General features: G+C 32.9%; 24 protein-coding genes. 10 read left to right on the top strand and 14 right to left on the bottom strand.

What is annotated here, in order from left to right; genetic code table 11:
* The first annotated feature begins 112 nt into the window (after nt 1-112).
* Entirely contained in the window at nt 113-574 is a 462-nt protein-coding gene (locus AAGU07_RS14505; protein ID WP_342459802.1) for a MarR family transcriptional regulator, read from the top strand.
* A gap of 1524 nt (nt 575-2098) precedes the next feature.
* Here the strand turns inward: AAGU07_RS14505 and AAGU07_RS14500 are convergent.
* The 7 genes from AAGU07_RS14500 to AAGU07_RS14470 form a co-directional block, all read right to left on the bottom strand.
* On the bottom strand, nt 2099-2758 hold the full coding sequence (locus AAGU07_RS14500) for an ABC transporter ATP-binding protein (RefSeq protein ID WP_342459801.1): 660 nt from the start codon (nt 2756-2758) through the stop codon (nt 2099-2101).
* On the bottom strand, nt 2751-3842 hold the full coding sequence (locus tag AAGU07_RS14495; protein ID WP_342459800.1) for an FtsX-like permease family protein: 1092 nt from the start codon (nt 3840-3842) through the stop codon (nt 2751-2753). Before AAGU07_RS14495 ends, AAGU07_RS14500 begins: the two co-directional genes overlap by 8 nt.
* 91 nt (nt 3843-3933) lie before the next feature.
* Nucleotides 3934-4140, bottom strand: coding sequence for a helix-turn-helix transcriptional regulator (locus AAGU07_RS14490; RefSeq protein ID WP_342459799.1), 207 nt, complete (start codon nt 4138-4140; stop codon nt 3934-3936).
* Nucleotides 4141-4262: 122 nt separating this feature from the next.
* Nucleotides 4263-4601, bottom strand: coding sequence for a hypothetical protein (locus AAGU07_RS14485; protein WP_342459798.1), 339 nt, complete (start codon nt 4599-4601; stop codon nt 4263-4265).
* A 1-nt stretch (nt 4602) separates the two neighbouring features.
* Nucleotides 4603-5013: a hypothetical protein gene (locus AAGU07_RS14480; protein WP_342459797.1), complete on the bottom strand. Its 411-nt coding sequence runs from the start codon at nt 5011-5013 to the stop codon at nt 4603-4605.
* A 100-nt stretch (nt 5014-5113) separates the two neighbouring features.
* The gene (locus tag AAGU07_RS14475; RefSeq protein ID WP_342459796.1) at nt 5114-5782 is read right to left on the bottom strand and encodes an ABC transporter ATP-binding protein; all 669 of its coding nucleotides are present in this window, start codon (nt 5780-5782) and stop codon (nt 5114-5116) included.
* Nucleotides 5775-6869, bottom strand: a complete 1095-nt coding sequence (locus AAGU07_RS14470) for an FtsX-like permease family protein (protein ID WP_342459795.1) — start codon at nt 6867-6869, stop codon at nt 5775-5777. The genes AAGU07_RS14475 and AAGU07_RS14470 overlap by 8 nt, the downstream gene beginning before the upstream one ends.
* A 252-nt stretch (nt 6870-7121) precedes the next feature.
* On the opposite strand from AAGU07_RS14470, the gene AAGU07_RS14465 reads away from it, so the two are divergent.
* Complete coding sequence (locus AAGU07_RS14465; protein ID WP_342459794.1) at nt 7122-8027, top strand: DMT family transporter; 906 nt, start codon at nt 7122-7124, stop codon at nt 8025-8027.
* A 148-nt stretch (nt 8028-8175) separates the two neighbouring features.
* Here AAGU07_RS14465 and AAGU07_RS14460 read toward each other — a convergent pair whose 3' ends face one another.
* The gene (locus AAGU07_RS14460) at nt 8176-8889 is read right to left on the bottom strand and encodes a hypothetical protein (RefSeq protein ID WP_342459793.1); all 714 of its coding nucleotides are present in this window, start codon (nt 8887-8889) and stop codon (nt 8176-8178) included.
* A gap of 437 nt (nt 8890-9326) precedes the next feature.
* Between AAGU07_RS14460 and AAGU07_RS14455 the strand changes: the two genes are divergently transcribed.
* Nucleotides 9327-10025, top strand: coding sequence for a phosphoribosyltransferase family protein (locus AAGU07_RS14455; RefSeq protein WP_342459792.1), 699 nt, complete (start codon nt 9327-9329; stop codon nt 10023-10025).
* A gap of 37 nt (nt 10026-10062) precedes the next feature.
* Here the strand turns inward: AAGU07_RS14455 and AAGU07_RS14450 are convergent, their stop codons facing one another.
* A complete protein-coding gene (locus AAGU07_RS14450) occupies nt 10063-10215 on the bottom strand; it encodes a hypothetical protein (RefSeq protein ID WP_342459791.1) in 153 nt (50 codons plus the stop codon).
* 162 nt (nt 10216-10377) lie between these two features.
* On the opposite strand from AAGU07_RS14450, the gene AAGU07_RS14445 reads away from it, so the two are divergent.
* The 3 genes from AAGU07_RS14445 (at nt 10378) to AAGU07_RS14435 (ending at nt 12887) form a co-directional block, all read left to right on the top strand.
* Nucleotides 10378-10581, top strand: coding sequence for a hypothetical protein (locus tag AAGU07_RS14445; protein WP_048080964.1), 204 nt, complete (start codon nt 10378-10380; stop codon nt 10579-10581).
* Nucleotides 10582-11057: 476 nt separating this feature from the next.
* Complete coding sequence (locus AAGU07_RS14440; RefSeq protein WP_342459790.1) at nt 11058-11417, top strand: hypothetical protein; 360 nt, start codon at nt 11058-11060, stop codon at nt 11415-11417.
* A gap of 387 nt (nt 11418-11804) precedes the next feature.
* The gene (locus tag AAGU07_RS14435; RefSeq protein WP_342459789.1) at nt 11805-12887 is read left to right on the top strand and encodes a type I restriction endonuclease; all 1083 of its coding nucleotides are present in this window, start codon (nt 11805-11807) and stop codon (nt 12885-12887) included.
* Nucleotides 12888-12898: 11 nt separating this feature from the next.
* Here the strand turns inward: AAGU07_RS14435 and AAGU07_RS14430 are convergent, their stop codons facing one another.
* Entirely contained in the window at nt 12899-13690 is a 792-nt protein-coding gene (locus AAGU07_RS14430; protein ID WP_342459788.1) for an ion transporter, read from the bottom strand.
* 333 nt (nt 13691-14023) lie between these two features.
* Here AAGU07_RS14430 and AAGU07_RS14425 point away from each other — a divergent pair, with 333 nt between their 5' ends.
* Nucleotides 14024-14479 carry a deoxyuridine 5'-triphosphate nucleotidohydrolase gene (locus AAGU07_RS14425; protein ID WP_342459787.1) on the top strand — a complete coding sequence of 152 codons (456 nt, stop codon included), beginning with the start codon at nt 14024-14026 and terminating at the stop codon, nt 14477-14479.
* Between the two features lie 153 nt (nt 14480-14632).
* Nucleotides 14633-15469: a hypothetical protein gene (locus AAGU07_RS14420; protein ID WP_342459786.1), complete on the top strand. Its 837-nt coding sequence runs from the start codon at nt 14633-14635 to the stop codon at nt 15467-15469.
* Between the two features lie 15 nt (nt 15470-15484).
* Here the strand turns inward: AAGU07_RS14420 and acs are convergent, their stop codons facing one another.
* Nucleotides 15485-17437, bottom strand: coding sequence for an acetate--CoA ligase (acs, locus tag AAGU07_RS14415; RefSeq protein WP_342459785.1), 1953 nt, complete (start codon nt 17435-17437; stop codon nt 15485-15487).
* Between the two features lie 417 nt (nt 17438-17854).
* Nucleotides 17855-19378: a LytS/YhcK type 5TM receptor domain-containing protein gene (locus tag AAGU07_RS14410; protein WP_342459784.1), complete on the bottom strand. Its 1524-nt coding sequence runs from the start codon at nt 19376-19378 to the stop codon at nt 17855-17857.
* A gap of 427 nt (nt 19379-19805) precedes the next feature.
* Between AAGU07_RS14410 and AAGU07_RS14405 the strand changes: the two genes are divergently transcribed.
* Nucleotides 19806-21392, top strand: a complete 1587-nt coding sequence (locus tag AAGU07_RS14405) for a thiamine pyrophosphate-binding protein (protein ID WP_342459783.1) — start codon at nt 19806-19808, stop codon at nt 21390-21392.
* 303 nt (nt 21393-21695) lie between these two features.
* Complete coding sequence (locus AAGU07_RS14400) at nt 21696-23060, top strand: radical SAM protein (RefSeq protein WP_342459782.1); 1365 nt, start codon at nt 21696-21698, stop codon at nt 23058-23060.
* 41 nt (nt 23061-23101) lie between these two features.
* Here AAGU07_RS14400 and AAGU07_RS14395 read toward each other — a convergent pair whose 3' ends face one another.
* Together AAGU07_RS14395 and AAGU07_RS14390 are read right to left on the bottom strand one after the other, a co-directional pair.
* On the bottom strand, nt 23102-23476 hold the full coding sequence (locus AAGU07_RS14395; protein ID WP_342459781.1) for a hypothetical protein: 375 nt from the start codon (nt 23474-23476) through the stop codon (nt 23102-23104).
* A 204-nt stretch (nt 23477-23680) separates the two neighbouring features.
* Nucleotides 23681-23884: a DUF2795 domain-containing protein gene (locus tag AAGU07_RS14390; RefSeq protein ID WP_069584377.1), complete on the bottom strand. Its 204-nt coding sequence runs from the start codon at nt 23882-23884 to the stop codon at nt 23681-23683.
* Nucleotides 23885-24025 lie beyond the last annotated feature (141 nt).

The following is a 24025-nucleotide window of genomic DNA, read 5'->3' as shown; positions in this document are numbered from 1 at the left end:
AACTGCTGAAGTTTCTATTAACATCTTACATTGGACATTATGGGAGGTGTAATACATTATCACATTAATATTTATATAGAACATCATAATATGAATAGAGGAGGCATTATTAATGGATGAGGAAAAATTAGGAGAAATGTTGGATAATTTATTTTTGTTATACCAGCTTTTTCAAAAAAACGTTTTGAAGTATAAGACCAGCAATGGGCGTATAAAAATGTCATTTGCCCATTATTTAACATTGATAATATTAAAGGAAAGGGGAGAACTATCCATATCTGAAATTGGAAACTTGATTGGAATGAAAAAACAAAATATGACCTATCTGACCAATAAGCTTGTTGAAGATGGGTTGATCCAGAGATTGCATGATATGAGCGATCGGAGGGTAATTAAAATTGCCCTTACGGGTAAAGGTGATGAATATCTGGATAAATGGCGTAAAAATAAAATTGAAGAAACGAAAGAAGATTTTTCGTTTTACAATGATAAAGATATGAATGAAATTTGCAGATCAATTGAAAATATCAAGCAGGTATTCTTAAGAATAGATAATGGAAGAAAAAATTTTTAAGTATCTGCAAGCAGTAAGTCAAGCCTAGAATTTTTTAATTCTACTGCAAAAGTTCAGTTAAGATAGTAAATCATTCTTTAAATATAGTGAAGTATGTTTTACTAACTAACTGAACTGATATACTTTTAGCTAACACATGATAGAGCTTTCTATTTCATGTTTTAAATTAACTTTATTTTTTAATAGGAAATTTTGCCTTTGTGATATCTTATTTTTAGATTTTTAGTATAATTTAAGGGACCCTTATTGAAAAGTTGCAAATTTTAAAATAGTACCAGTGTAGTCATAATGAGCAATAGAACGTATATTCATTTATATGTCCTCTCATAGGTATGAATTTGAAATTATATAAATAAAAACGAGTTAATAACTCTATTTAACCTTTTATAAATCCTAATAATTCCACGATTTGACTCATTGTAACTTTGAATAGTCAAATATTAATACTTAAACAATGTTTATTAGGAATGTGTTAAATAAAATCAAATACGGATTTATAGGAGGTGAAAAATATGTTGGAAGCTTTATTGGCTTTATTAAGCCCTGTTATATCATTAGTAGGCGGGCTAGTAAGTCCTTTATTAGGACTTATATTATAGTATTTGAGGCGTAATGGAGTCTTTATGGGGTGAAAAGTGTGATAAAACATTTTATCAGACTTGTTACACCCTTTATGTTTAATAAAGATTTATTACAGGCACTGCTAGTTATTTTAATACTGTGAAGTATTAAAACTAGTTTAAAGGAGGTGAAAAGCATGATAGAAACCTGTGGCTTTTTATACCAGCTATTAGATTTATTAGGAGGTTTGTTAGGTTCCCTTTTAGGTATTTTATTTTAGTGCCATCAGCGTAATATAAAATTAATTTAAAGGAGGTGAGAAATATGGTAGACTGCTGTGGCTTTTTATACCAGCTGTTAGATTTATTAGGAGGTTTATTACAGTCCTTAGTGTGTTTGTTATTTTAATACTGTAATCGTGTTATAGTCCTTTTAATGGGGTTAAAAATATATAATGAGTTTACTGGATTTATTAAGGCCAGTCATATCTTCAGTAAGTATTTAGTAGCTTCAATATAGGATTGGTACTATAACATGTTTAATGTATAATAATAGGTCTATCCCATACAAATTCCCACTCATCATAACACATTTTCTTTAAAGGAATATCTGGCAGTGGGATAGGCCTATATTCCTTTAATTACTTTTTTAAATTGGAATTTTTAATCAAATTATAAATTAATTAAAATCGCTCATGTTGGGAGTATTGTGCAAATAGTACTATTAAATTATTATCTAATTTTTGATTAAATAAATGGAATTTTTTTTAAAACAAGTTCAATTTAAATTAACCAGTAAACATGTTATGTATAAACCATGCACATAATAATAGACTTGAGTGATTAAAATTATGTTGATGTGCTTGAATTAAGTAAAAAAGATACTGATCTTAAATTCAATACGTTTTTTAACTGGTTAAAAATAGAATTTAAATGAAAAATTTATTAGTCAAAAAAAAATTAATTAACGGAGTATGTTGCCGTCCTGCATTTTGATTACCCTGTCTGCATATTCTGCACATAGTGGATCATGTGTTACCTCTATAATTGTTAACCCGTCATTTTGGTTTAATTCTTGAAGTAATTCCATTATTATCCTTGTATTTTGAGTATCTAGTTCTCCTGTTGGTTCATCAGCTAGTAAAAGTGATGGATCATTTGCAAGGGCACGTGCAATGGAAACCCTCTGTTGTTCCCCACCTGAAAGCTGTGTATGATAACGGTCGTATTTGTCGGATAATCCTACCTTGTCAAGGAGTTTTTTTGCTTTTTCGGAATCTGGTGAAATCATAGGCAGCATAACATTTTCTAATGCTGTAAGCTGCTGCATTAAATTGAACCGCTGGAATACAAATCCTATGTTAGCCCTCCTGAGTTTTGCCTGTTCTTTTAATGAATACTCTTTGATATTTTTCCCGTTCATTAAAACAGCTCCCTTTGTGGGTGTGTCGAGTATTCCTGCCAGGTGGAGCAGTGTTGATTTTCCAGATCCAGAAGGCCCCATTAATGCTGTAAAAGTGCTTTCATTTATAATTAAATTAACACCTTTAAGTGCCATTACTTCTTCTGCTCCCATTTGATACGTTTTCCAGACATGATTAAATACCAGTACATCGTTATTCATATCGCAGTGCCTCCACAACGTTTAGTTTAGATGCCCTCCATGCGGGATATAATCCTGCTAAAACACTTAAAATTGTAGCACCTACTATTACACCTACAACTAACCACAATGGAAGCATTTGGGTAAAGCTCATATTTTCTAGACCTAACTGAGGTCCATATAACATAATTCCAATTTCCATTAAAATTGCAGCTGTAATTATGCCTACTACTGAAGCTATAAAGCCCAATAAACCTGCTTCTGTAAGGATACTTCCCAATATTTCTCTGTTTGTAAAACCTATAGCTTTAAGTACTCCAATTTCTCTTGTCCGCTCTGAAACATTAACCAACATGATGTTTATAATGCTTATAACACCAACCAGTAACGCAACGCTGGCTATGGCGCTTACAAAGAGAGTTACCGTTTGCATTATATTATCTATCTGTTTTGTGTAGTCATTTTTTGTGAATGCACTCGTACCATTTATAGAACTTTCTATTTCTTTTTTAACAGTATCTGGATCGCCTTTAGTATTTGCAGAAATAGTAGATACATTGTTATGGTTCATATCAAGAGCGGTATCTATGTTTATGAATACAAGCCCTATTCCGAACCCTCCTTCGTTAGTTGTCCCAGTTACTGTTAATTTATGGTCTTTAATAGTTATATTACTTCCAATTTTATAATTAAAATCATCAGCAAGTGATTTACTGATAACAACGCCTGGAGTACCGTTAATTTTTATCTGATTCCAGTCGCTGATTCCTTCAACAACTATCTGCATGTTGTTTAATTCGCTGTAGAATTGTGATTCTTTTTTAATATCATAAAGTTGAGGCATGTTCTCTATTTTGGAAACTGCAGCAGAATTTAAAAATGTGTCGCCGGTAGATCCGGTGATTCCTGATCCACCAGAGCTGTTTACTATCGTAATATCTCCCATAAGTGATTCAGTTTCCTCTTTCATGTAGGATGTCATCCCTGTACCAATACCCATGAGGACTACTAGGGCAGTAACGCCTATAATCACACCTAACATAGTTAGGGCGCTTCTAAGTTTCCTTCGTTTAAAATTTTTAAGGGATAGCTTGTAAATGCTCATTTGAAACCTCCAAACATACAATAAATCTAAGTAATACATTTAATTATATAAATATTATATTTTATTTAATAACTTATTACAGAATTAATTATCATATTCTTATGTCCTCCAGTTCGAATACCTCCTCAATGTATTCCCTTTTGAGAGCTTTAGTAATTCTGTAGGCTAAAATTAGAGAGGGGTTATACCTACCCTGTTCTAAAGCTATAATTGTCTGCCGTGTTACTTCAACAGCTTCTGCTAACTCCTCTTGAGTCATTTTAAGTTCTTTTCTATATTCTTTAATTCTTGTTTTCATAGGTGTTCTTCCATGAAATTGTATACAGACACAAAAACACGCAGATGATTAAAATAATATGTTTGGAGGTTCCTGCCGAATTTATGCTGTACTAACATATGTAAAGCACCATTATAAAAAAATTATTTTGTTATTCTTTCTTCCTGGAAGTTGTAAAAGAGATATGAGAGTACACAGATTATTATACTGCCTGAAAAAAGCAGAGTGAATGCTTGTGGGAAGTAAGATATATCTTTAGTTGTACTTATGTAAATTAAGGATATTGCACCTGCAAATATGATATAAAGAAATGTATTTCGAGTTGCCAGTCCAACATTTGCCTGCAACCTTTCATCATTTTCGCCGTAAATTGTGAAATAGACCACAAATGCTGCAAAGCCTGCAAATGCAATATTTCCAGTTACAAAATACAGCAAACTCAGCGGGCTCAAAAATCCTAAGTACCATAATGCATTTTTCATTTTAATTCTCCTTTTCAAGTTTATGTCTAGTTAAAATATTTGTTAAGGCACCTACCAGTGTAATTGATACAATTAGGATGCTTATATTGTTTTTCATGTTGGTGTAGTCAAGAATAATGGAAGTTATAATCATTGTTATTATAATGGCCCATGCCATATTTCTCATGGCAATGGAATAATGGTCTTTTCCCCTTTCATCCATTGATTTGTAAGATGCCATTATCATATCCATAAACAAAAATAAAAACACAGCTGTAATTATTATACTGATTATCATATTTTGAGGCAGCATTATTCCAGTAAGAAGCACTGAAATTGTAACTATAAAGTAGATCCATCCCTGCCATGTCATTCCATAGCTGTAAAAAGGTTTATTTCTCCGATTATACCATTCAGGTTTTGCAATTACCATTTTTTTCACCATATCATTGGTTTACAAGTTTGATTTTGGATTCTAATTATTCAAATCTTATTTTTCCTAAAAAAATAAGATAATGGGTTTAAACCCAAAATTACCATCCTAAATCTAAAATGTCACCATCCTGCATTTTAATCACTTCCTCTACGAATTCTGCAGCGAGAGGATTGTGGGTTACTATAATAATAGTTAATCCCTTTTCTTCATTTAGACTTTTTAGTAATCCCATTATTTTACGTGTATTTACTGTATCGAGTTCTCCTGTAGGTTCATCGGCAAGTAAAATAGATGGATCATTGGCTAAAGCCCTAGCAATGGCCACCCTCTGCTGTTCTCCACCTGAAAGCTGTGTATGATAACGGTCGTATTTGTCGGATAATCCTACCTTGTCAAGGAGTTTTTTTGCTTTTTCGGAATCTGGTGAAATCATAGGCAGCATAACATTTTCTAATGTTGTAAGCTGTGGCATTAGGTTATAACGCTGAAATATGAACCCAATATTTTTTCTTCTAAGTTCGGCCTGTTCATTCCCTGTATACTCTTTAATATTTTTTCCATTTAGTAGAACAGTTCCTTTACTTGGTATATCAAGAATTCCAGCCAGGTGAAGTAGTGTTGATTTTCCAGATCCAGAAGGCCCCATTATGGCAATAAATGAACCTTTGTTTATGGTTAGGTTTATACCGCGGAGTGCCTGTATATTTTCGGTTCCCATTTTATATGTTTTCCATACATCATTAAATTCCAGCACTTTGTTATTCATATCTCAGCGCCTCCACTACGTTTAATCTTGAAGCGTGCCATGCAGGATATAAACCTGCTAAAATACTTAAAACAGTAGCACCTGCAATTACTCCTGCCACCAGCCATACAGGTAACATTTGGGTTAAACTAATGCTTCCCATACCCAGTTGCTGTGCAAATAGCATGATTCCAATTTGCATTAAAACTGCAGCTATTATTACACCTATTACTGATGCTATGAATCCTAAAAATCCAGCTTCTGCAAGTATACTGCCTAATATTTCTCTATTTTTGAATCCTATTGCTTTTAACACTCCAATTTCTCTTGTCCTCTCAGAAACATTAACCAGCATGATGTTTATAATGCTTATAACCCCTACCAGTAGTGCGATACTGGCAATTGCACCTACAAACATAGTTATTCCGTTCATCATGGTATCGATCTGTTTGCTGTAATCTGATTTGGTTATAGCGCTGGTACCATTTACTGTGCTTTCAATTTCTTTTTTTACAGTATCGGGATCGCCTTTGGTATTTGCTGTAATAACTGACATCTTACCGTCGTTCATCTGAAGGGCTTTATCCATGCTTAAAATTATAATCCCTGCTCCAAAGCCGCTTTCGTTGCTTATTCCTGTTACTGTAAGCTTTTTATCTTCAATAGTTATATTACTTCCAATTTTGTAACCCAAAGCGTCTACAATTGACTTACTGATAACAACACCTGGGGTCCCGTTAATTTTTACCTGGTCCCATTGGTTTGTCCCAACTACTACTATGGGCATGTTACCTAATTGGCTATTGAACTGGGTTTGTTCTTTAAAATCGTAAAGCTCTGACATATTTTTTATCTGGGAAACTGCTTTTGAATTTAAATAGGAACTAGATCCCGCAGATCCCATGAATCCTGATCCACCAGAACCGTTTACAATCGTTACATCACCCATCATGGTCTCTGTCTGTGATTTCATGTATGATGACATTCCTGTACCTATGCCCATAAGTGCTACCAGGGCAGTTACCCCGATTATCACACCTAACATTGTCAAAGCGCTTCTCAGTTTTCTTCTTTTAAAATTTTTAAATGATAATTTGTAGATGCTCATTTAATTCTCCCCTTGCATTTTCTTTAAACCATTTTATCCTCTGAATTAACAATTTTTTCACCTCATGTAAAAAATATATTACATCTAATGTAAGAAATATATTACATAATATATAAATGTTTTGAAAGGGGCGCCATGTTTAAAAAAGGAAATTATAAAGATTAACGTGAATCAAAATATTAAAGGTCTAAGCTGTATTTGCAGCAAAACAAAAAAAATATGTTTTAATTAAATTCAAAGCTGTGGGGTAGTATGAATCGTTCATGGGGATATTTAAGCGCATTAATGGTGGCCCTTCTTTTTGGGGTATGGTTTTCACTGGACAAGATACTGCTTGGATATCTTCACCCTTTTGCCCTTGCAGCACTTACATATTTAATAGCAAGTGTGTTCCTGTTTTTTGTTTACATTTCTCCCCTTAAAAATAGAATATTGAACACCATAAACAAGAAAAGCAGGGTGGAAAACTTCATATCTAAAAAAGAATATTTGATTCTATTTCTAACTGCAATTTTTGGCTCAGTTATAGCTCCAGCGTTATATTTAAGTGGACTAAATAGAATAACTGCGGTAAACGCTGCTCTTTTAACAAATGTAGAGATACTATTTATTATCATTATTGGAATTTTTTTCCTCAAAGAAAAAGTTCATAAAAAAGATATTATGGGGTTTGCCCTTTTGTTAATAGGGGCAATAGTTTTAAGCACAAATGACCTGAGGGATCTTTCCTTTAACCAGGGCCTGTTTGGAAGTCTCCTTGTAATTTCAGCATCGTTTTTTTGGAGCCTTGATACCAGCTTAAGCAAATTTTTAAGCCATAAACAGGATATAATATTTATAACTGCTTTAAAATCAGGAATTGGGGGCTCAATTTTATTAGTTTTATCTCTAATTTTGGGACTGAACTTTACCTTACCTTTATTCAGGTTACCTCTCTTACTTTTTATTGGAATTGTTGCTGTGAGCTTTTCGCTTGTGTTGATCTATTATTCACTCAGGACTATAGGTTCAACAAGGACTGGATCTATATTTGCTCTTAGTTCGCTTTTTGGGGCCATAACTGCTTATTTTGCACTTGGTGAGCCTTTAACTGTTTTAAGAATATTGTTTGGAATTTTAATGTTAGTAGGTGTTTTAATTTTGTATAAAGAGCAATAATTTCCATTTTTATAATCTGGGTATTCTTTTTTTTAAAGATTTAAAACATTTAGGGGCGTAGTATGAAAAAAAAGATTTAATAAGGGTTTTAAGGATATTGTCATTAGATGCGCTGCACTTTAAAATTAGAAAAAATAGATAGTTTATTTCACTGTTCCTCTATCAATTCTTCAATTTCGTCAGCCACTTCCCAGTGCGAACCTCTCTTTTCAGCCCTTCTAATTAATAAAACGCCAATAATAGCTCCAACAATTGCACCGGCTGTATCTGTAAAAAGATCACTCATGGTATCATCAAGGGCGTTCTGTGTTGGAGAACCCTGCATCTGGGTATTCCCTGTAATTTGCCCCATAATTGTGTGGGATAGATATTTATCGTAAGTATACTCTCCCATTTCTAATATTCCCCCTAATCCTATAGTTACAAGTACAATAAGCACAGCCATGGCAGTTACGGTTGCTTTTAGCCTGCCGTAGAAGTACATGGTGTAAATAATCATCATGCCTATTAAAGCAATGTACAGCGGCAGCATGAAATGCATGAAATCGTCGTAATGTGGAATGCTGACATAAAGCCCGAGGGCGTCACCGCCTACAAGCTCAAATAAAACCATCAATAAAATTAAAATTTCAATTTCTACAGGTATAGCACGTATCCTTCCGCGGGTAAAAAAGGAGGGGGTATAAATTATAACAAGTGCAATAAGGATAAGCAGTCCAAAGATTCTCTCAGTACCGTTTACACCGCCAAATATCATAATATAGAAACCAGCGATTAAAAGGAATATGCTCATTCCCCTTAACAGATTCTTTTCCCAGGATGGGATTTTTGGTTTATGTACCTTTGGTTTTGGACCAGTCATATTTTTACGGCCTCATAGATTATGATACAATTACTGAAATGTTTTATGAATGTTTGATTGTCAATAATTTAAATATTACTATTTTATTTGGTTTAATAACTATTTTAAATTTTATATTTTGGTATGGAATTACATCTAATTATGCTATTAAAGTATGATCGTGTTTAGCTGGTGATTTTACAATAATACGACTGGAATTGCAGTATCCCTTGAAATATTTGGGAAGCAGTGATTACAGCTAATTTTTAAGGGGCAGCTGTTAATATTTTTAATACAAAGTCCAGCTTTAGTAAAAAATAAATAAAATTAAATAAAGTATTAATTAAGGAACTCATAATTTCACTGATATTGTAATAACGATCTAAATAGTGCAGTTTCAAAAATTAATATCATTTCAACGGTAAAGTATTTCATTAAAATGGCTGGAGAGTGTTTTTATGGTAATTCATTTGGAGGATAACTTTTTTGACGTCCCAGACTTTAGAAATAGGACTGCTGTTTTTCGAAACCGTGAACATGCAGGAGAAATTCTTTCAGAAATGTTAATGCAGTATAAAAATACAGAAGCTATTGTTTTTGCGATTCCTGCAGGGGGAGTTCCAGTTGGGGCGGTAGTGGCTTCTAAGCTCCAAATTCCGCTTGATATTGCAGTTGTAAGTAAAATTACACTTCCATGGAATACTGAAGCAGGTTATGGTGCAGTAGCTTTCGACGGTACAGTGCGTTTGAATGAAGATATGGCGTCACGCCTTGGACTTAATGAGAAAGTTGTCAGGGAAGGAATTGAGCAAACACGCAGTAAGGTTAATAAAAGAGTCGCTGAATTTAGGGGAGGGAAACCTCATATTCAAGCAGCCGGCCGCCCTGCTATACTGGTGGATGATGGAATTGCATCAGGTTTTACAATGCTAGTTGCTGTGGAAGCTTTGAGAAAGGCAGGTGCAAATAGGATAATTGTTGCAGTGCCAACTGCTAACCTGGACGCTGTGGAATTTATACTCCCAAATGTTGAAGAGGTGTACTGTGCAAATCTCAGGAGCGAATGGGCATTTGCTGTAGCTGAAGCGTACCAGCACTGGTCTGATGTGAGTGAAGGGGAGGTAAAGGAACTTTTGGGTTCATTTAGGAACCTTTAAACATTTTAGGGTTTTTTCCCACTTTTTACTTGAAATTTTAGACTGCCCCTTCGCAAACATGAAAAGTTTCACCTTTTAAACTCGTAAGCCAAAATCTAAGTTCGGCTTCTCTGATTGCTTCTATAATGTGCATATATCTTGTTTCAGGCGAAATTACCATGTTAAGTTTAAAATTACTCTTATCGATCATATTACAAAGGCACTAGTTGTAAATAAGAAATTCTGTTTTAAGTTCTTTGAGCTAAATGGCTTGAAAAGTAACAGTTTTATCTGGCAATTAAATTTAATAATTATTAATAATAAAAATATGTAGTGTATTATCAACATGTTTGAAAATAAGGGGGTAAGTGTTATGCAGGGTATGCCTAAATGTTCGGATTTAGAAAAAGAAATAGATAATTTAGAAAATGAGATTAAACATATTCAAAATGAACTTTTTACAAGCAGGGGCGTAAGTATAGGAAATGCAGAAAATTCAGAAATTATGGGAAAGATTAACAGTTTACGTACTGAAATCAAGTTTAAAAATTCAGAAAGAGCACACTGCAGGCCGTAAAGGCTCTGCTCTTTGTAATGGTGCTTAATTTCCTGAACCAATCATCAATAGTTATTGTGTCTATTATAATTGCAATTAGTTTGCTGATTTTTTATGTGTACTACACTTTTCCTGATTTACTGGTTAAGATTTTGAATTTAATGAGAAAAAGGTAGGATATTACCTTGGAAAACTGGATTAATTAGTTTTAAGTCTGAACGATTTTTTATTAAATTTATTGGAATGATTTTAATTTGGTAGATAAATATGTCGACATTAAGTTAAAAATGGTTTAAATAGAATTAAATTGAAGGTTTCTTTTAATAGATGGTGTATTTGGAATTTTTGGGTCACGGTAGGTTTACCTGTTACTTGTTTTTGAGATTGTCGAAAAATTTTTATATTTTATTTCGAAATGATTGATTATGGTAATCCCCGCTATATTTTATTTAATAATTTCTTTAATAATGGGTATTTTTTTTATAATTGTAGGCTGTTTGGCTGTCAATCAATATATAAGAAACCGTGAAGGAACTTTGATATCTACTATATTTCCATTTATTTTAGGAATTATTGGTATTATGGGTGCTATCTATGGTTTTATTAGCTTTCTGTTAGTAATAGCCTTTGTAATTTTTATTATAATCTCTGGTTACTCCAAATATATTTCATATAAACACCCTGAAATAAAGAAAAATCGAGAGGAATATCTGGAAAAATTGGAGAAACACCGTGAAATGTATAAAAAAACATCTGCTTACAAGTTTATGAGAATTTCTAGATATATAATGCTTGGTTGTGCTATCTTTTTAGGTGCATTTATCTTAATAGTTGTAGTATTTAATATAACTTTTTAGCTTCGATAAACCTGTATATTATGAAGTAAAAGATTATATGCATTTTATTTTAATTTATATTCCTTTACAGTCATCATGTAGACTTTCAGGGCATAAAATTATAGTATTGTATATAAACTTTTAATATTCGTCTAAATTGCTTGATAGTATTTTTATTCTTTTGGCTGGATAAAAATTGATTTCTTCGTTTGAATTCTTTTACATTGTACATATTTTGACTTTCTAAGGTCAACTTCACTGATGTTAACTTCAATAAGGGTATACGATCTTTTTAGCAACTTTTTTTACATGATTGAAAATATTATGTAGTTAATAAAGTAGATACATGTTTAAATAATTATAAAATAAATATAACATCAATTGATATTGTATGAAGGGGAGAGCTAAATGGATTTAATTGACGATCTAAAAAACATTTCAGAATCGATACCAAAACAAATTAAACATATAGAAACTGAAGAAGCCACTAAAACGGCACTTATAATGCCTTTTATAAGTGCTTTAGGATATAATTTGTTTGACCCAACAGAAGTCGTTCCAGAATTTACATGTGATGTTGGTACTAAAAAAGGCGAAAAAGTGGATTATGCGATAATGAAAGATGGAAAGCCAACATTATTAATTGAATGTAAACAGTGTAATAGTGATTTAGACAAAGAGCACGCATCGCAACTTTTTAGATATTTCGCGGCGAATACTCCTGCTAAATTTGCTATTTTAACTAATGGTATTAATTACCGTTTTTTTACAGATATTGATAAGCCCAATATTATGGATAACAAACCCTTTCTTGAAATTAACATGTGTGAACTTAAAGAATTAGAAGTAAAAGAACTTAAAAAATTCACAAAAGATAAATTTGACCCTAATGAGATATCTAAAATCGCAAGCGAACTTAAATATATAAATGAGATGAAAAAAATAATTCAAAAAGAAATAAACGACCCATCGGAAGATTTTGTTAAATTCATGGCTAAAAAGGTATACAAAAAACCAATAACAGAAAAAGTACGTCTAAAATTCACGGGCATTACAAAAACAGCAATGAATCAAATTATTAAAGACCAAGTTAGTGCTAGACTAAAATCTGCATTAGATGCTGCTTCTACTAATTCTGATACTTCTGATACTAAATCAAAAGAGGAAGAATCTAAGACAGTTAATAATGATACAAAAAAGATTATAACAACAGAAGACGAATGGGAAGGATATTATATTGTAAAGGCGATTCTTCATGAAATAATAGATGCTGATAGGGTGTTAATAAAGGATACTTTAAGTTATTGTGCTGTAAATCTGGATAATACAATAAAGCCTATCTGTAGGCTCAGATTTAACACAAAACAGAAGTATATAGGTTTATTTGATAAAAATAAAAAAGAAGAGAAGATACCTATTGAAAATATTAAAGATATCTATAATTACTCAGAAAGATTAAAAGATACTATAAAATTTTATGATAAATCATAATAATCTCTAATTTATTTGTTTTTTTTAATTAAATCTTTTAATTCTTTGATTTCAGATTGCATGTCTATAACTAATTCTTTTAATTCATTAAGTTCAGATTCATTTTTAGCATCTTGATCATTTTTTGATCTTGTTACAAGCCATGTAGCTAAAGAAGCAGTGAACATTCCAAAGAATATTGCACCTGTTACCATTAAAATAATTCCAAGTACTTTACCTATTAATGTGTGTGGAGCTACATCTACAGATCCGGTATTTATGATATTTTGTGTTACATAGGAGAAAGATTCCCAAATATCGTATGTATTAGCTTTATTTCCAAATTCTACAATACAATATATGATTGTTCCTGCACAAACTGAAAAAATAAGTACTCCAAAACTCCAATCAAGATGGCTTTCTTTAATAAACTTATTAAACTTAGTAAAGCTTTTTCTAAATAGTGCAAAGAACCTTAATAACATTAAAAGCCTCAATACTCGGACTAATCTTGCAAAACGGAATAATCTAAATGCGAAGAAATTAAGGGGAATCATTGCGACTATATCTAGCCATACCCATTTATCCTTAAAAAAATCTTTTTTATTCTCAGCATTTTTAAATCTGAACATAAATTCACAAAATAAAACAAAACAAACAAATAAATCAAAATAAACAATATCTTCTGTAAGATTTGGGCTTAAAGTAGAAAAATCAGATAATATAAGTAAAAATGTATCAGATATAATTAAACAAATGATAATAAAGTCTGCTATAACTTTAAAATTTATATTTAATTGTGATTTTATGTTATTTTCAGACATAAATTTTTATTAGTATATTCTATTATAATAATATAATTAATCACAGTTATGACAGTGAACGAGTTTATAATTGTCGAAGAAAGTTATCATGATTATTAGAATACACCTACTTTATTTTCAGTGATTCAGTTAATTGCTTGTATTAAATTTCAATGTTTTTGAGTTGGAAAATTTGAAAAGTGCTTATTTTTTGGAAGTTTAAAATGAATTTATTAAATTTAATCTATTTTTAATTAATTACAGCAGGCATGCTCTAGATCTGACTGAAACAAAGTATTTATTAGTTTTTAAGATAATTATAAGATATTCAAATATTTTTAAAAGGCGATAATCATGCTAGGCGAAAAAGAATTAATCAAACTATTTCCAGATTTTGAAGGGCTCATACAGCCTTCAGGGATCGATTTACCGTTAGAAGACGTGTTCATTCAAAAGAGTGCAGGCTCTCTAATTGACAATGAAAAAAATTTACCTGAATTAGAAAAGCTTGAAGGTCCAATCTACACTTTAAAAGCAAAAACAGCTTATTCAGTTACAGTGGCGCCCAAGGTTAAAATCCCAAAGGGATACTCAATGCTTTACCGCCCGCGTTCCACCCTTAACAGGTCCTTTATTTCAGTCCACACTGCAGTAGGTGACCCTGGATTTTATGGAACACTCCAGTTCATGGTCTACAACTACGGTGAATTTGACTACCAGATTAAAAAAGGGGAAAGGATTGCCCAGGCAGTTGTATTTAAGGTCAGCGGTTCTGGAGAATATAACGGAAGTTATCAAGAGGAAGAATAACATTTTTTAAATATTTTAAGTTCCTTTTTTATTTGGATACATTTTAAATTCCTTTTTTTTGAATATAACAAAAATAGATAATTTTATATTACTTATTTTACAAATAGTGCCTTATCACAATATTTAGATAATTGAAATGAAAAGGTGTATTAAATGGAATTCAGTGTTTTTTTAGAGGTTTTTTTCGTATTATTGATAATTATTTTTGCTATTTACATGGTCTATACAAAGTATATAAAGAAAGCGTCATCAAATAATTCAAATTTTATTTTTACTCCAAAAAACATGTTTAACTACTCTCCAGGGTTGTTAAATATTTATTTAAATGAAAAAACAGGTTTAAATGGATATGAAGATGGATTTAAGGCAACTTTACTTGATTTAATAAATAAAAATTATATTATTTTCTCAAATCCAACTAATTCTAATTCGGCTAAAAAAAATAATCATTCTTCCGGCCCTTTCGTTAAAATAAATAAAAAAAAGAGCATAAATAAACTTAAACCCTATGAATTAGATGTAATTAACTTTTTGAAGCGGTATGATAAAAAAGGAGTAATTTCATTATACTTTATAGAGAATGATTTAAAAAATTTAAAAGCTTCCAAAAAATTCGAAAGCAGATACAACAGCTGGGAAAAGCATCTTAAAAATGAATATCTGAATAATAAATTCTTTTCGGGAGATTCAACTGAATTTATGAATGAATTGGATGATTTTAAGTCGTATGTTTCTGGCAGGGATATAACTAATGCGGATATTTCTCCTGATGAGGTTAACCAGTTTTTGGTTTATGGAATGGCATTAGGTATTGAAAAGAAAGCGGTGGAAAACTTTGAAAAATATTTAGATGAAAATACTCTAAAAAATAGTGAAATTTACCAGATTATTAAAGTCAACGGTCTAAATTTTGTTGAGCAAGGATTTAAAGGGCTTTACCTGGTAAAACCTGGTCAGCATGATTCTAATACTGATGTTTATGGTTATTGAAATTTGAATTAAAATTTACAATGCCCTGTCAAGCTCATCAACAGCTTCAGGGTTTGCAAGGGTGCTTGTGTCTCCCACATCTTCACCTTTAACCTTGGCTTTTATGACCCTCCTCATTATTTTTCCGCTCCTTGTTTTTGGGAGGTCATCAACGAAACTTATGTATTTGGGCGTTGCAACAGGGCCTATTTCGACTCTAACATGGTATTTAAGGGTGTCTTTGAGTTCCGGTGTGGGTTTAAAATTATCCTTGAGTATAACAAATGCTGCAATTTCTTCGCCCTTTATTTCATCTGGTCTCCCCACCACTGCAGCTTCTGCCACTCCTTCATAACTTACAAGGGCGGATTCTACTTCTGCAGTACCTATCCTATGCCCTGCAACACTTAAAACGTCATCTTCACGTCCCTGGATCCAGAAATAACCGTCAGAATCTTTTCTTGCCACGTCCCCGCTCAGGTACATGTTTTTAAATGCGCTCCAGTATGTTTTGATGTACCTCTGGGGGTTCCTGTAAATGGTTCGAAGCATTGAAGGCCATGGAGTTTTGATTACAAGGTGCCCTCCTTTTTCAGTCAAAGGCCTGCCTACATCATCCAGAATATCTGCCTGGACCGTTGGGAAAGGCATAACTGCAGAGCCGGGTTTAAGCGGTGATATTGGTAAAGGGGTTATGAGGTGCATTCCAGTTTCTGTCTGCCACCACGTGTCCATTATGGGGCATTTCTCCCGGCCTATGTATTTATAGTACCATACCCATGCTTCAGGGTTTATAGGCTCACCTACAGATCCAAGGAGCCTTATTGAACTTAAATCATATTTTTGGGGCCATTTAGGGCCGTATTTCATAAACATTCGTATTGTTGTAGGGGCAGTATAGAAGACATTTACTTTATAATCTTCTACCATTTTCCACAGTCTTCCGGGGTCTGGATAATTGGGGGTGCCTTCAAATATGATGGATGTCACTCCAAGTAAAAGCGGTGCGTAGACTATATAACTGTGGCCTGTTATCCACCCAATATCCGCAGCACACCACCATATATCATCCTCTTTAAGGTCAAAAACGAATTTTAAAGTGGTATAAATTCCAACTGCGTACCCCCCGTGAACGTGTACAACTCCCTTTGGTTTTCCTGTGGTCCCAGAGGTGTATAAAATAAATAATGGGTCTTCAGAGTCCATAACTTCAGTTTCGCACTCTTCACTCATATTTTCTGTAATTTCATGCCACCAGAGGTCTCTACCTTCCTGCATTTCAACATCTATGCCTGCATTGTTGATGACAATAAGATTCTTAATTGTAGGTGTATTCTGGAGTATATCGTCCACATTTTCTTTAAGAGGTATTAATTTTCCCCTTCTTGTAAATCCATCTGTGGTTATAGCCACTTTTGATTTTGAATCGTTTACCCTCTCTTGAAATGCCTTTGCCCAGAACCCTGAGAAAACAACTGAGTGCACAGCTCCAATTTTGGCACATGCAAGCATTGCCACTGGGAGTTCAGGTATCATCGGCAGATAAATGCTTACAGTATCTCCTTTCCCAATACCTAACTCCCTTAATGCATTGGCAAATTTGTTTACATCACGCCAAAGCTGACGGTAAGTTATTTTTCTGGTTTTCCCGTCTTCTCCTTCCCAAATATAAGCTAATTTATCTCCTTTGCCATTTTTAATGTGTTTATCTAATGCATTATGGGCTATGTTGAATTTGCCCTCTAGAAACCATTCTGCATGGGGTGGATTCCATTTTAATACATTTTTATAAGGTTCAAACCATTCAAGTTCCTTTGCAAGGTCATCCCAGAACCAGTCAGGATTATCATTAGCTTTTTTGAGTAATTCATCATAATTTTTTATTTCATATTTATTCATCCACTGCTTGATGTTGCTTTTTTCCACAATATCTTTTGTAGGCTTAAATATCCTTTCTTCTTTGAGTAAAGCTTCTAAATCCTTTGGCATTTTATCCCTCAAGATTTTTGAAATCATGTGATTAAATTTATCCTCAATTTTACAGTAATACTATTTTTGTTTTATAGATGGTTAAAAATTTCCCATTTTTAACCTTCAGAAAATCTTGAAAAAGATTTTCCTCAATGTTAAAAATTTCCGATCTTTTAACTTTCGCAAACTTAGTCTCTGTAATGTTAAATTTATGTCAAAAATCTATGATTTTCAATGTTTACGAAACCAGTGTTTCGTAATTGCAAAATTAGAAATTTTTGCATGCTACGGGAAATCAAGGATTTTCAGAACTGTAAATATTTGATTTTGCAGACAAAACAAGGTGTTTCTGTCATTTATTTAAAATAAAATTTAAAAATAAGAATTGAGTTAAGAAGCTGAAATAATGTTTTCCAGAATTTATCAAAAGTCGATTTATTTAACTTTCAGGACAACTAGGGTCATATCGTCGATTTGAAACTTATTTTTACTGAAAGATGAAATTTCCTGATTTATTTTCTGGATCATCTCTTCTGGTTTTAGATTGTAGTTTTCTTTGAGGATGGTTTTAAGTCTTTCAATTCCAAAATGCTCTTTTTCTTCATTTAAAGCATTAATAACACCATCTGTGTAGAAAATAAGTATGTCTCCAGAATTTAAGTCTATTTCGTTTTCTTCAAATTCCCTGTTTATTATTTTACCTAAATGGAAGTTCTCATTTATGAGCTTTACAATACTTTCACTGTCTTTTATAAAGAGCAGTGGAGAATCGTTACCTGCATTGATATAACGCAGAGTTTTATTTTTCATATCCAGCACTGCATAAAATAGTGCTAAATCAATTCCAGAGTCCGCTTCAATCATTACAAGTTTATTTAAATACTCCATTACATCAGAAACATGTTGAGTTTCCCTGGCTTTTGTCTGGACAATAGTTTTGGAGAGGGCCATTAACAGGGCTGCAGGGACACCTTTTTCAGAAACATTGGCAATTGCAATACCAAGTTTATCATCTGTAACTGGAATAAAATCGTAGAAATCGCCTCCAACTTCTTTTGCAGGTATATTAAAAGCAGAGATGTCATAATCATTTAATAACGGAATTGTATCTGGTATAAAAGTCTGCTGAATCTTTTGTGCCACTTTTAGCTCATTCTTTTTCCGCTCCAGTTCGTCAAAATACAGGTCGCGTTCTTCTGTAGTTTTCTGTTCCCTCAGCAGGTTTGATATTATAAACGAAAAAACAAGTATTCCCATGGCATTTGCGAAGATCATGGGGACGCTGACTTCTCCAACAATTGCCAGTGCCTGTGAATAGGGATGTATAAGGAGAATAACCAGTAACATATGAAACAGTTCCATTAAAACTGCAAAGATCACCGCGCCCAGGATTCCGATGAATTTACGCCCGTTTGCTATAAATATAATTCCTGCAAATAATCCTGCAAGAATTGTAGCTATTGAACAGGGTACTGTGGTTGGTCCTCCTAAAAAGAAGTACCTGTAAAGCCCGCCAATAAGTCCAGTTCCTAAACCTACTATTGGCCCGCCAATTAAACCCGCTATCATTGGGCCAAGATCTCTAACATTTGCAATGGCGCCGAATACATCTATCCCTGAATATGAACCAAAAATGGAAATTATTCCAAATAATAAAATAACTACAGCTTGATTTTTAATGGTGAATTTACCTGCCAGTATCTCCTGGAAATATTTAATACGTGAAACAATATAAGCAATTACGATAATTACGCATGTTTTTTCTATAAGTACAAGTAAGTAATGTATGGTGGAAGGTAATGATTCTTTTCCACCTTCTAAAATGAGCAACGCGCTTAAACTTCCTATTACTGCAATTAATGCATGGAGATACAATATATTATGCTCTTCATTAGCTCTTAAATAATTTTTAATTTTTGAAAAATCAAATTGTATGTATTTTTTCGGAATTTCAGACATTAATAAGCACCTTATATTAACATAAAATTTATTTCTAGGGGTTTGTAATTATAAATAAACCTGCTACAATTTAAGGATATTCATAATTAGAATATATAAATTTAATTAATTAAATAATTAATTTAGTTAATCGGAATGAAAATTAATATTATAATATGTAGTTTCAAACGTATAGTGGACTTTAACATGGGAATATTTTGGAGGCTTGTTTTAAAGTAGAATATAAATTAAATAATCTTAAGTTTTGAATTTAGTAAAATTGTACAATTATTTTGTTTAAACATGAAAATAGTCAAGATAAAAATGTTTGCAGTAATGGGGGTAATATAGTGGCTGGAAAAGAATTTAATGGGAATAATAACGCTAACAGCAACTATAATAGATATAAAAACCATATTTATTCATGATGAATCTACGGAAAGATAAAATGAGATGTGCAGATGCACTGATTAAAATTTTAGAATCAAATGGTGTTAAATTTATTTTTGGGCATCCTGGAGAGCAGATTTTGCCTTTTTACGATGCACTGCGGAGTTCCAAGATTAAACATGTTCTAATGCGCCATGAACAGGGAGCAGTGCATGCTGCAGACGGTTATGCAAGGGTATCTGGTGAGTTCGGGGTATGTGTTTCAACTGCCGGTCCTGGAGCTTTAAATTTAGTAATGGGCGTTGCAACTGCTTTTAAAGATTCGATACCACTGATTGTAATCACTGGGGATGTAGAAACTGATCTTAAAGGAACGAATGTATTTCAGGATATTGACATTGAAAGTGTTTTCAGGCCAATTACGCTGGAAACATTCCATATTGAAGACCCAGACGATGGTACGTTGAAATTAAAAAAAGCAATTGAAATGATAAAGCATGGGAAAACTGGACCGGTTCATTTAAACTTTCCAAAAGATGTTTTAAATGCTTATGTTGATACATCCGCACCCACAGCTGAAAATGTTGAAGATAAAGATATTTCCTTAACTGATGTTGATGATGCAATTAAATTGATGGAAATGTCTGAAAGACCACTTATTCTTGCTGGAACTGGGATAATCTGGGCACATGCTGTAGATGAACTGCGAGATTTTTCTTTAAACTACAACATTCCAGTTGCGACAACGTATTCTGCCAGGGGTGTTTTGCCTGAAGATCACCCACTTTGTCTTGGAATGATTGGACTTAGAGGCACAACCGCTGCAAATTTTGCAGGTAAAAACTGTGATCTGCTGATAGCACTTGGCTGTAGATTCTCAGAAAGGACTGTACTCGGAATTGGAGACCCTGAAATAATTCATGTAAATCTTGACAGCGAAGTTTTAGAAGGAAATGTTAAGATTCAGGGAAATGTTGGCCAGTTTTTAGATAAAATGAAAGGTATAACTGTTAAAAACACTGGCAAATGGCTTCAGGAATTAGATAATCATAAAAGAACCTATGAAATTAAAACTAATTATAATGATATTCCAGTTAAACCTCAAAGGGCTGTAAAAGAGATACTGGATGCTTCAAATGATTCAACAATAATAAGTGATGCAGGAACACATACCACGTGGGTTACTTTACTTAAGAAAGTAACGAGACCTTCCTCATTGCTTTTTTCAGGAGGTTTTGGGCCTATGGGCTATGGTCTGCCTGCAGCAATTGGTGCGTCACTTGCAGACCCTGCTGAAAGGGTAGTTCTGGTGGTCGGCGACGGCGGGTTCCAGATGACATTACAGGAACTTGCAGTAATTGCTCAGGAGAATCTTCCTATTTTAATTTGTATCATAAACAACTGCTGCCTTGGAATTATAAAACAGTGGCAGGACATGCATTACAGGGAGAGATATGAAGTTGAACTTGAAAATCCTGATTTCTGTGAGATTGCAGATGCATACAGGATCAAATCAAAACGTGTAAATGCTCCGGGTGAAATATTTGATGCAGTTAAAAATGCTTTAGATTTAAATGAACCCTATTTAATTGATATCATGGTAGATACGGAAGAAGGCATAATTTTACCTAAAGTAAAACCTTAACTTATTAATTAATTATTTTATATTACCTGTAATGTTCAAAAGGGTAGATTATTCAAATTATCTTCTGAAGCAATTTTATATATCGTTAATTTAATTATTGAAGTGTAACATAATTATTGGCATTATTTGAATAGTTGTAAAAGAATGACTTCACCTAAGAAGTAGAAAAAAATGTTTTATTAAGTTATTATGTAAAATGACTAACTGATTTACTTAAAACAATAATATTATTTAGAATGATGCGATATTAAATGAATTGATTTAAATTTATAATATTTTACACAAAAGGCGAATGGTGATACAATGAAAGTTTTATTAATAAATCCGCCAGATACTGCTTCAAAATATAAATTCATAGGTCTTGTCGCCCCTACACTTGGAATAGCATATATAGCAGCTGTTCTTGAAGAAAATGGTGTTGATGTTAAGATCATAGATGGTTCTGCCCTTGAAATGAGCTGGGAAGAACTTGAAAAAGAAATTCCTAAGTATTCACCAGATATTATAGCCGTTACTGCAGTGACACCTGCAATTGATCAGGGCCTCAGGACTGCTAAAATTGGAAAAAAGGTGTGTCCTGATGCATATATTGTTTTAGGAGGATATCATTCTACTTTTACCTATAATGAAGTTTTAAAAAATGATTTTGTAGATATTGTAGTTTGTGGTGAAGGTGAATATACCATGCTTGAACTTGCAGAAACTATTGAAAGCGGCGGTGATTTAAGAAAAGTTAAAGGAATAGCCACTAAAGATTTTAAGACACCTCCACGGCCAATTATTCAAAACCTGGATGAACTTCCATTTCCTGCCAGGCACCTTCTCCCTATGGACAAGTATAAAATTTTAAATTCAAAATTACCTGTAGGCACACTTATTTCCGGGAGGGGATGCCCATTTCAATGTTCATTTTGTTCATCAGCAGCTATGCACGGCCATAAGTTGAGATTAAGGTCTGCTGAAAATATTGTCGATGAAATGGAACACCTGATCAACGACCATGATGCAGATATGATAGCATTTATGGACGATACATTCACCGTAAACAAGAGGCGTGTTGAAGAGATATGCAAGGGCATGAAAGAAAGAGGTTTAGATGTATATTGGGGATGTACAGCCAGGGTAGATACTCTGTCAAGGGGTATTCTGGAAAAAATGAAGGATGCAGGGTGCATAACCCTTTTTGTAGGTGTTGAATCTGCAGATCAGCAGCAGTTAGATAATTTAAATAAGCAAACAACAATTAAAAAAATTAAAAGGACATTTGAACTTACAAGGGAACTTGATGTCCGGACCATAGCATCTGCAGTGCTTGGAATGCCGGGTGATACTAAACAAAGCATTAGAAATACAATAGATTTCGTTAAAAACTTAAACCCGTCTTATGCTATTTTTTCACTGGCAACACCGTATCCAGGCACTCGATTTTACATGAAAGCAAAGGAAGAGAACTTAATTAAGATAAATGATTGGTCTAAATATTCCTTAATGACACCTGTCCTTGAAACTGTGGACTGTTCTCTTGAAGAGCTTAGAAAAATGCAAAGAAAGGCTTTCAGGGAATTTTATCTCAGGCCAGGTTATATTTTACGCCAGACGCGTATGGATGGTCCTATTATTTTAAAGACAATACTTGCTATTCTTAAGGATGTTAGTAAACATAAATAGGCTGTAAGTTTTTACAGTAACTATTTTATTTTAGGTGATTATCACCGGACGTATCTTCCCAGATAACTTAAAAAGAACCCTAAAACTATTAAAAGGACCATATAAACCGGTGACGAAAATAAAAAGTTGGAATTAGAACGCATAAAATAGTATATTATGTAATTAAAGGCATGAAATTTAATCAATAATCCAAATATAAACAATATACCCAGTCCTAAAGGTTTAATCATTTTTGAACTATGCAGTTTGCTTTTAGAGCTTTTTTTAGATGAAACATTAAAGTCATCAATACCACTGTTTAAATATTTTTTATATATGAGTTTTCCCCCGCACTGGCACCGATGGTAATCGTTGGCAGTTTCTCCAGGTTGAAGCTCGTAATAATCTCCACAATCTTTACATACAAGATAACCCATAATTTCACCATTAATATTCTACTTTTATGAGTCTGTTATTAATATGAATAAATATTGTGGTAACTGATCTAAAATAGAAGCTGGCTTGGAGTGATTAAAAAGCGTTTAAAAAGTGTGTTTAAAATTAGCAACTCTTATTTAAAATATAAAAAAATATGTTTATAGGCTATTTAACGATGCTTTATAATGTGGAATGATTGTTTCTCAGCTTTTTGCAATTGTTTTCCTAAGTACTCCCACTAAACCTTTACGATCATAATATGTTTTTTCGTCCATACTATCTAATGTTTCTAAAACCACATAATCTGCATTATTTTTCTTAGCTTGTTCCATTATATCCTGTTTAGTTGCAGGATACAGGAGACCCTTTAAAAATGGTTCTACTTCATCAATCGTCCCGCAGGGCATAATTTTCACCTTTTATCATTTAATTATAATTTAATGGGGATTGTAGACTGAAATTACATTTATAATCGGTGATTACCAGTCTACAGTTATTTTTGAAGTTTGAATTATTAATATGTTGTTATATAGTATTAAAATAAGTTG

Origin of the sequence: Methanobacterium sp. (genome assembly GCF_038562635.1) — an archaeon.
Taxonomy (GTDB): domain Archaea; phylum Methanobacteriota; class Methanobacteria; order Methanobacteriales; family Methanobacteriaceae; genus Methanobacterium_D.
Note: the sequence above shows the minus strand (reverse complement) of the source record. Positions and strands in the feature narration are given on the sequence as shown.

Coding starts and splice junctions, on each gene's coding strand:
- AAGU07_RS14505 (WP_342459802.1), top strand. CDS start 113: ATGGATGAGGAAAAATTAGGAGAAATGTTGGATAATTTATTTTTGTTA.
- AAGU07_RS14500 (WP_342459801.1), bottom strand. CDS start 2,758: ATGAATAACGATGTACTGGTATTTAATCATGTCTGGAAAACGTATCAA.
- AAGU07_RS14495 (WP_342459800.1), bottom strand. CDS start 3,842: ATGAGCATTTACAAGCTATCCCTTAAAAATTTTAAACGAAGGAAACTT.
- AAGU07_RS14490 (WP_342459799.1), bottom strand. CDS start 4,140: ATGAAAACAAGAATTAAAGAATATAGAAAAGAACTTAAAATGACTCAA.
- AAGU07_RS14485 (WP_342459798.1), bottom strand. CDS start 4,601: ATGAAAAATGCATTATGGTACTTAGGATTTTTGAGCCCGCTGAGTTTG.
- AAGU07_RS14480 (WP_342459797.1), bottom strand. CDS start 5,013: ATGGTAATTGCAAAACCTGAATGGTATAATCGGAGAAATAAACCTTTT.
- AAGU07_RS14475 (WP_342459796.1), bottom strand. CDS start 5,782: ATGAATAACAAAGTGCTGGAATTTAATGATGTATGGAAAACATATAAA.
- AAGU07_RS14470 (WP_342459795.1), bottom strand. CDS start 6,869: ATGAGCATCTACAAATTATCATTTAAAAATTTTAAAAGAAGAAAACTG.
- AAGU07_RS14465 (WP_342459794.1), top strand. CDS start 7,122: ATGAATCGTTCATGGGGATATTTAAGCGCATTAATGGTGGCCCTTCTT.
- AAGU07_RS14460 (WP_342459793.1), bottom strand. CDS start 8,889: ATGACTGGTCCAAAACCAAAGGTACATAAACCAAAAATCCCATCCTGG.
- AAGU07_RS14455 (WP_342459792.1), top strand. CDS start 9,327: ATGGTAATTCATTTGGAGGATAACTTTTTTGACGTCCCAGACTTTAGA.
- AAGU07_RS14450 (WP_342459791.1), bottom strand. CDS start 10,215: ATGATCGATAAGAGTAATTTTAAACTTAACATGGTAATTTCGCCTGAA.
- AAGU07_RS14445 (WP_048080964.1), top strand. CDS start 10,378: ATGCAGGGTATGCCTAAATGTTCGGATTTAGAAAAAGAAATAGATAAT.
- AAGU07_RS14435 (WP_342459789.1), top strand. CDS start 11,805: ATGGATTTAATTGACGATCTAAAAAACATTTCAGAATCGATACCAAAA.
- AAGU07_RS14430 (WP_342459788.1), bottom strand. CDS start 13,690: ATGTCTGAAAATAACATAAAATCACAATTAAATATAAATTTTAAAGTT.
- AAGU07_RS14425 (WP_342459787.1), top strand. CDS start 14,024: ATGCTAGGCGAAAAAGAATTAATCAAACTATTTCCAGATTTTGAAGGG.
- AAGU07_RS14420 (WP_342459786.1), top strand. CDS start 14,633: ATGGAATTCAGTGTTTTTTTAGAGGTTTTTTTCGTATTATTGATAATT.
- acs (WP_342459785.1), bottom strand. CDS start 17,437: ATGCCAAAGGATTTAGAAGCTTTACTCAAAGAAGAAAGGATATTTAAG.
- AAGU07_RS14410 (WP_342459784.1), bottom strand. CDS start 19,378: ATGTCTGAAATTCCGAAAAAATACATACAATTTGATTTTTCAAAAATT.
- AAGU07_RS14405 (WP_342459783.1), top strand. CDS start 19,806: ATGAGATGTGCAGATGCACTGATTAAAATTTTAGAATCAAATGGTGTT.
- AAGU07_RS14400 (WP_342459782.1), top strand. CDS start 21,696: ATGAAAGTTTTATTAATAAATCCGCCAGATACTGCTTCAAAATATAAA.
- AAGU07_RS14395 (WP_342459781.1), bottom strand. CDS start 23,476: ATGGGTTATCTTGTATGTAAAGATTGTGGAGATTATTACGAGCTTCAA.
- AAGU07_RS14390 (WP_069584377.1), bottom strand. CDS start 23,884: ATGCCCTGCGGGACGATTGATGAAGTAGAACCATTTTTAAAGGGTCTC.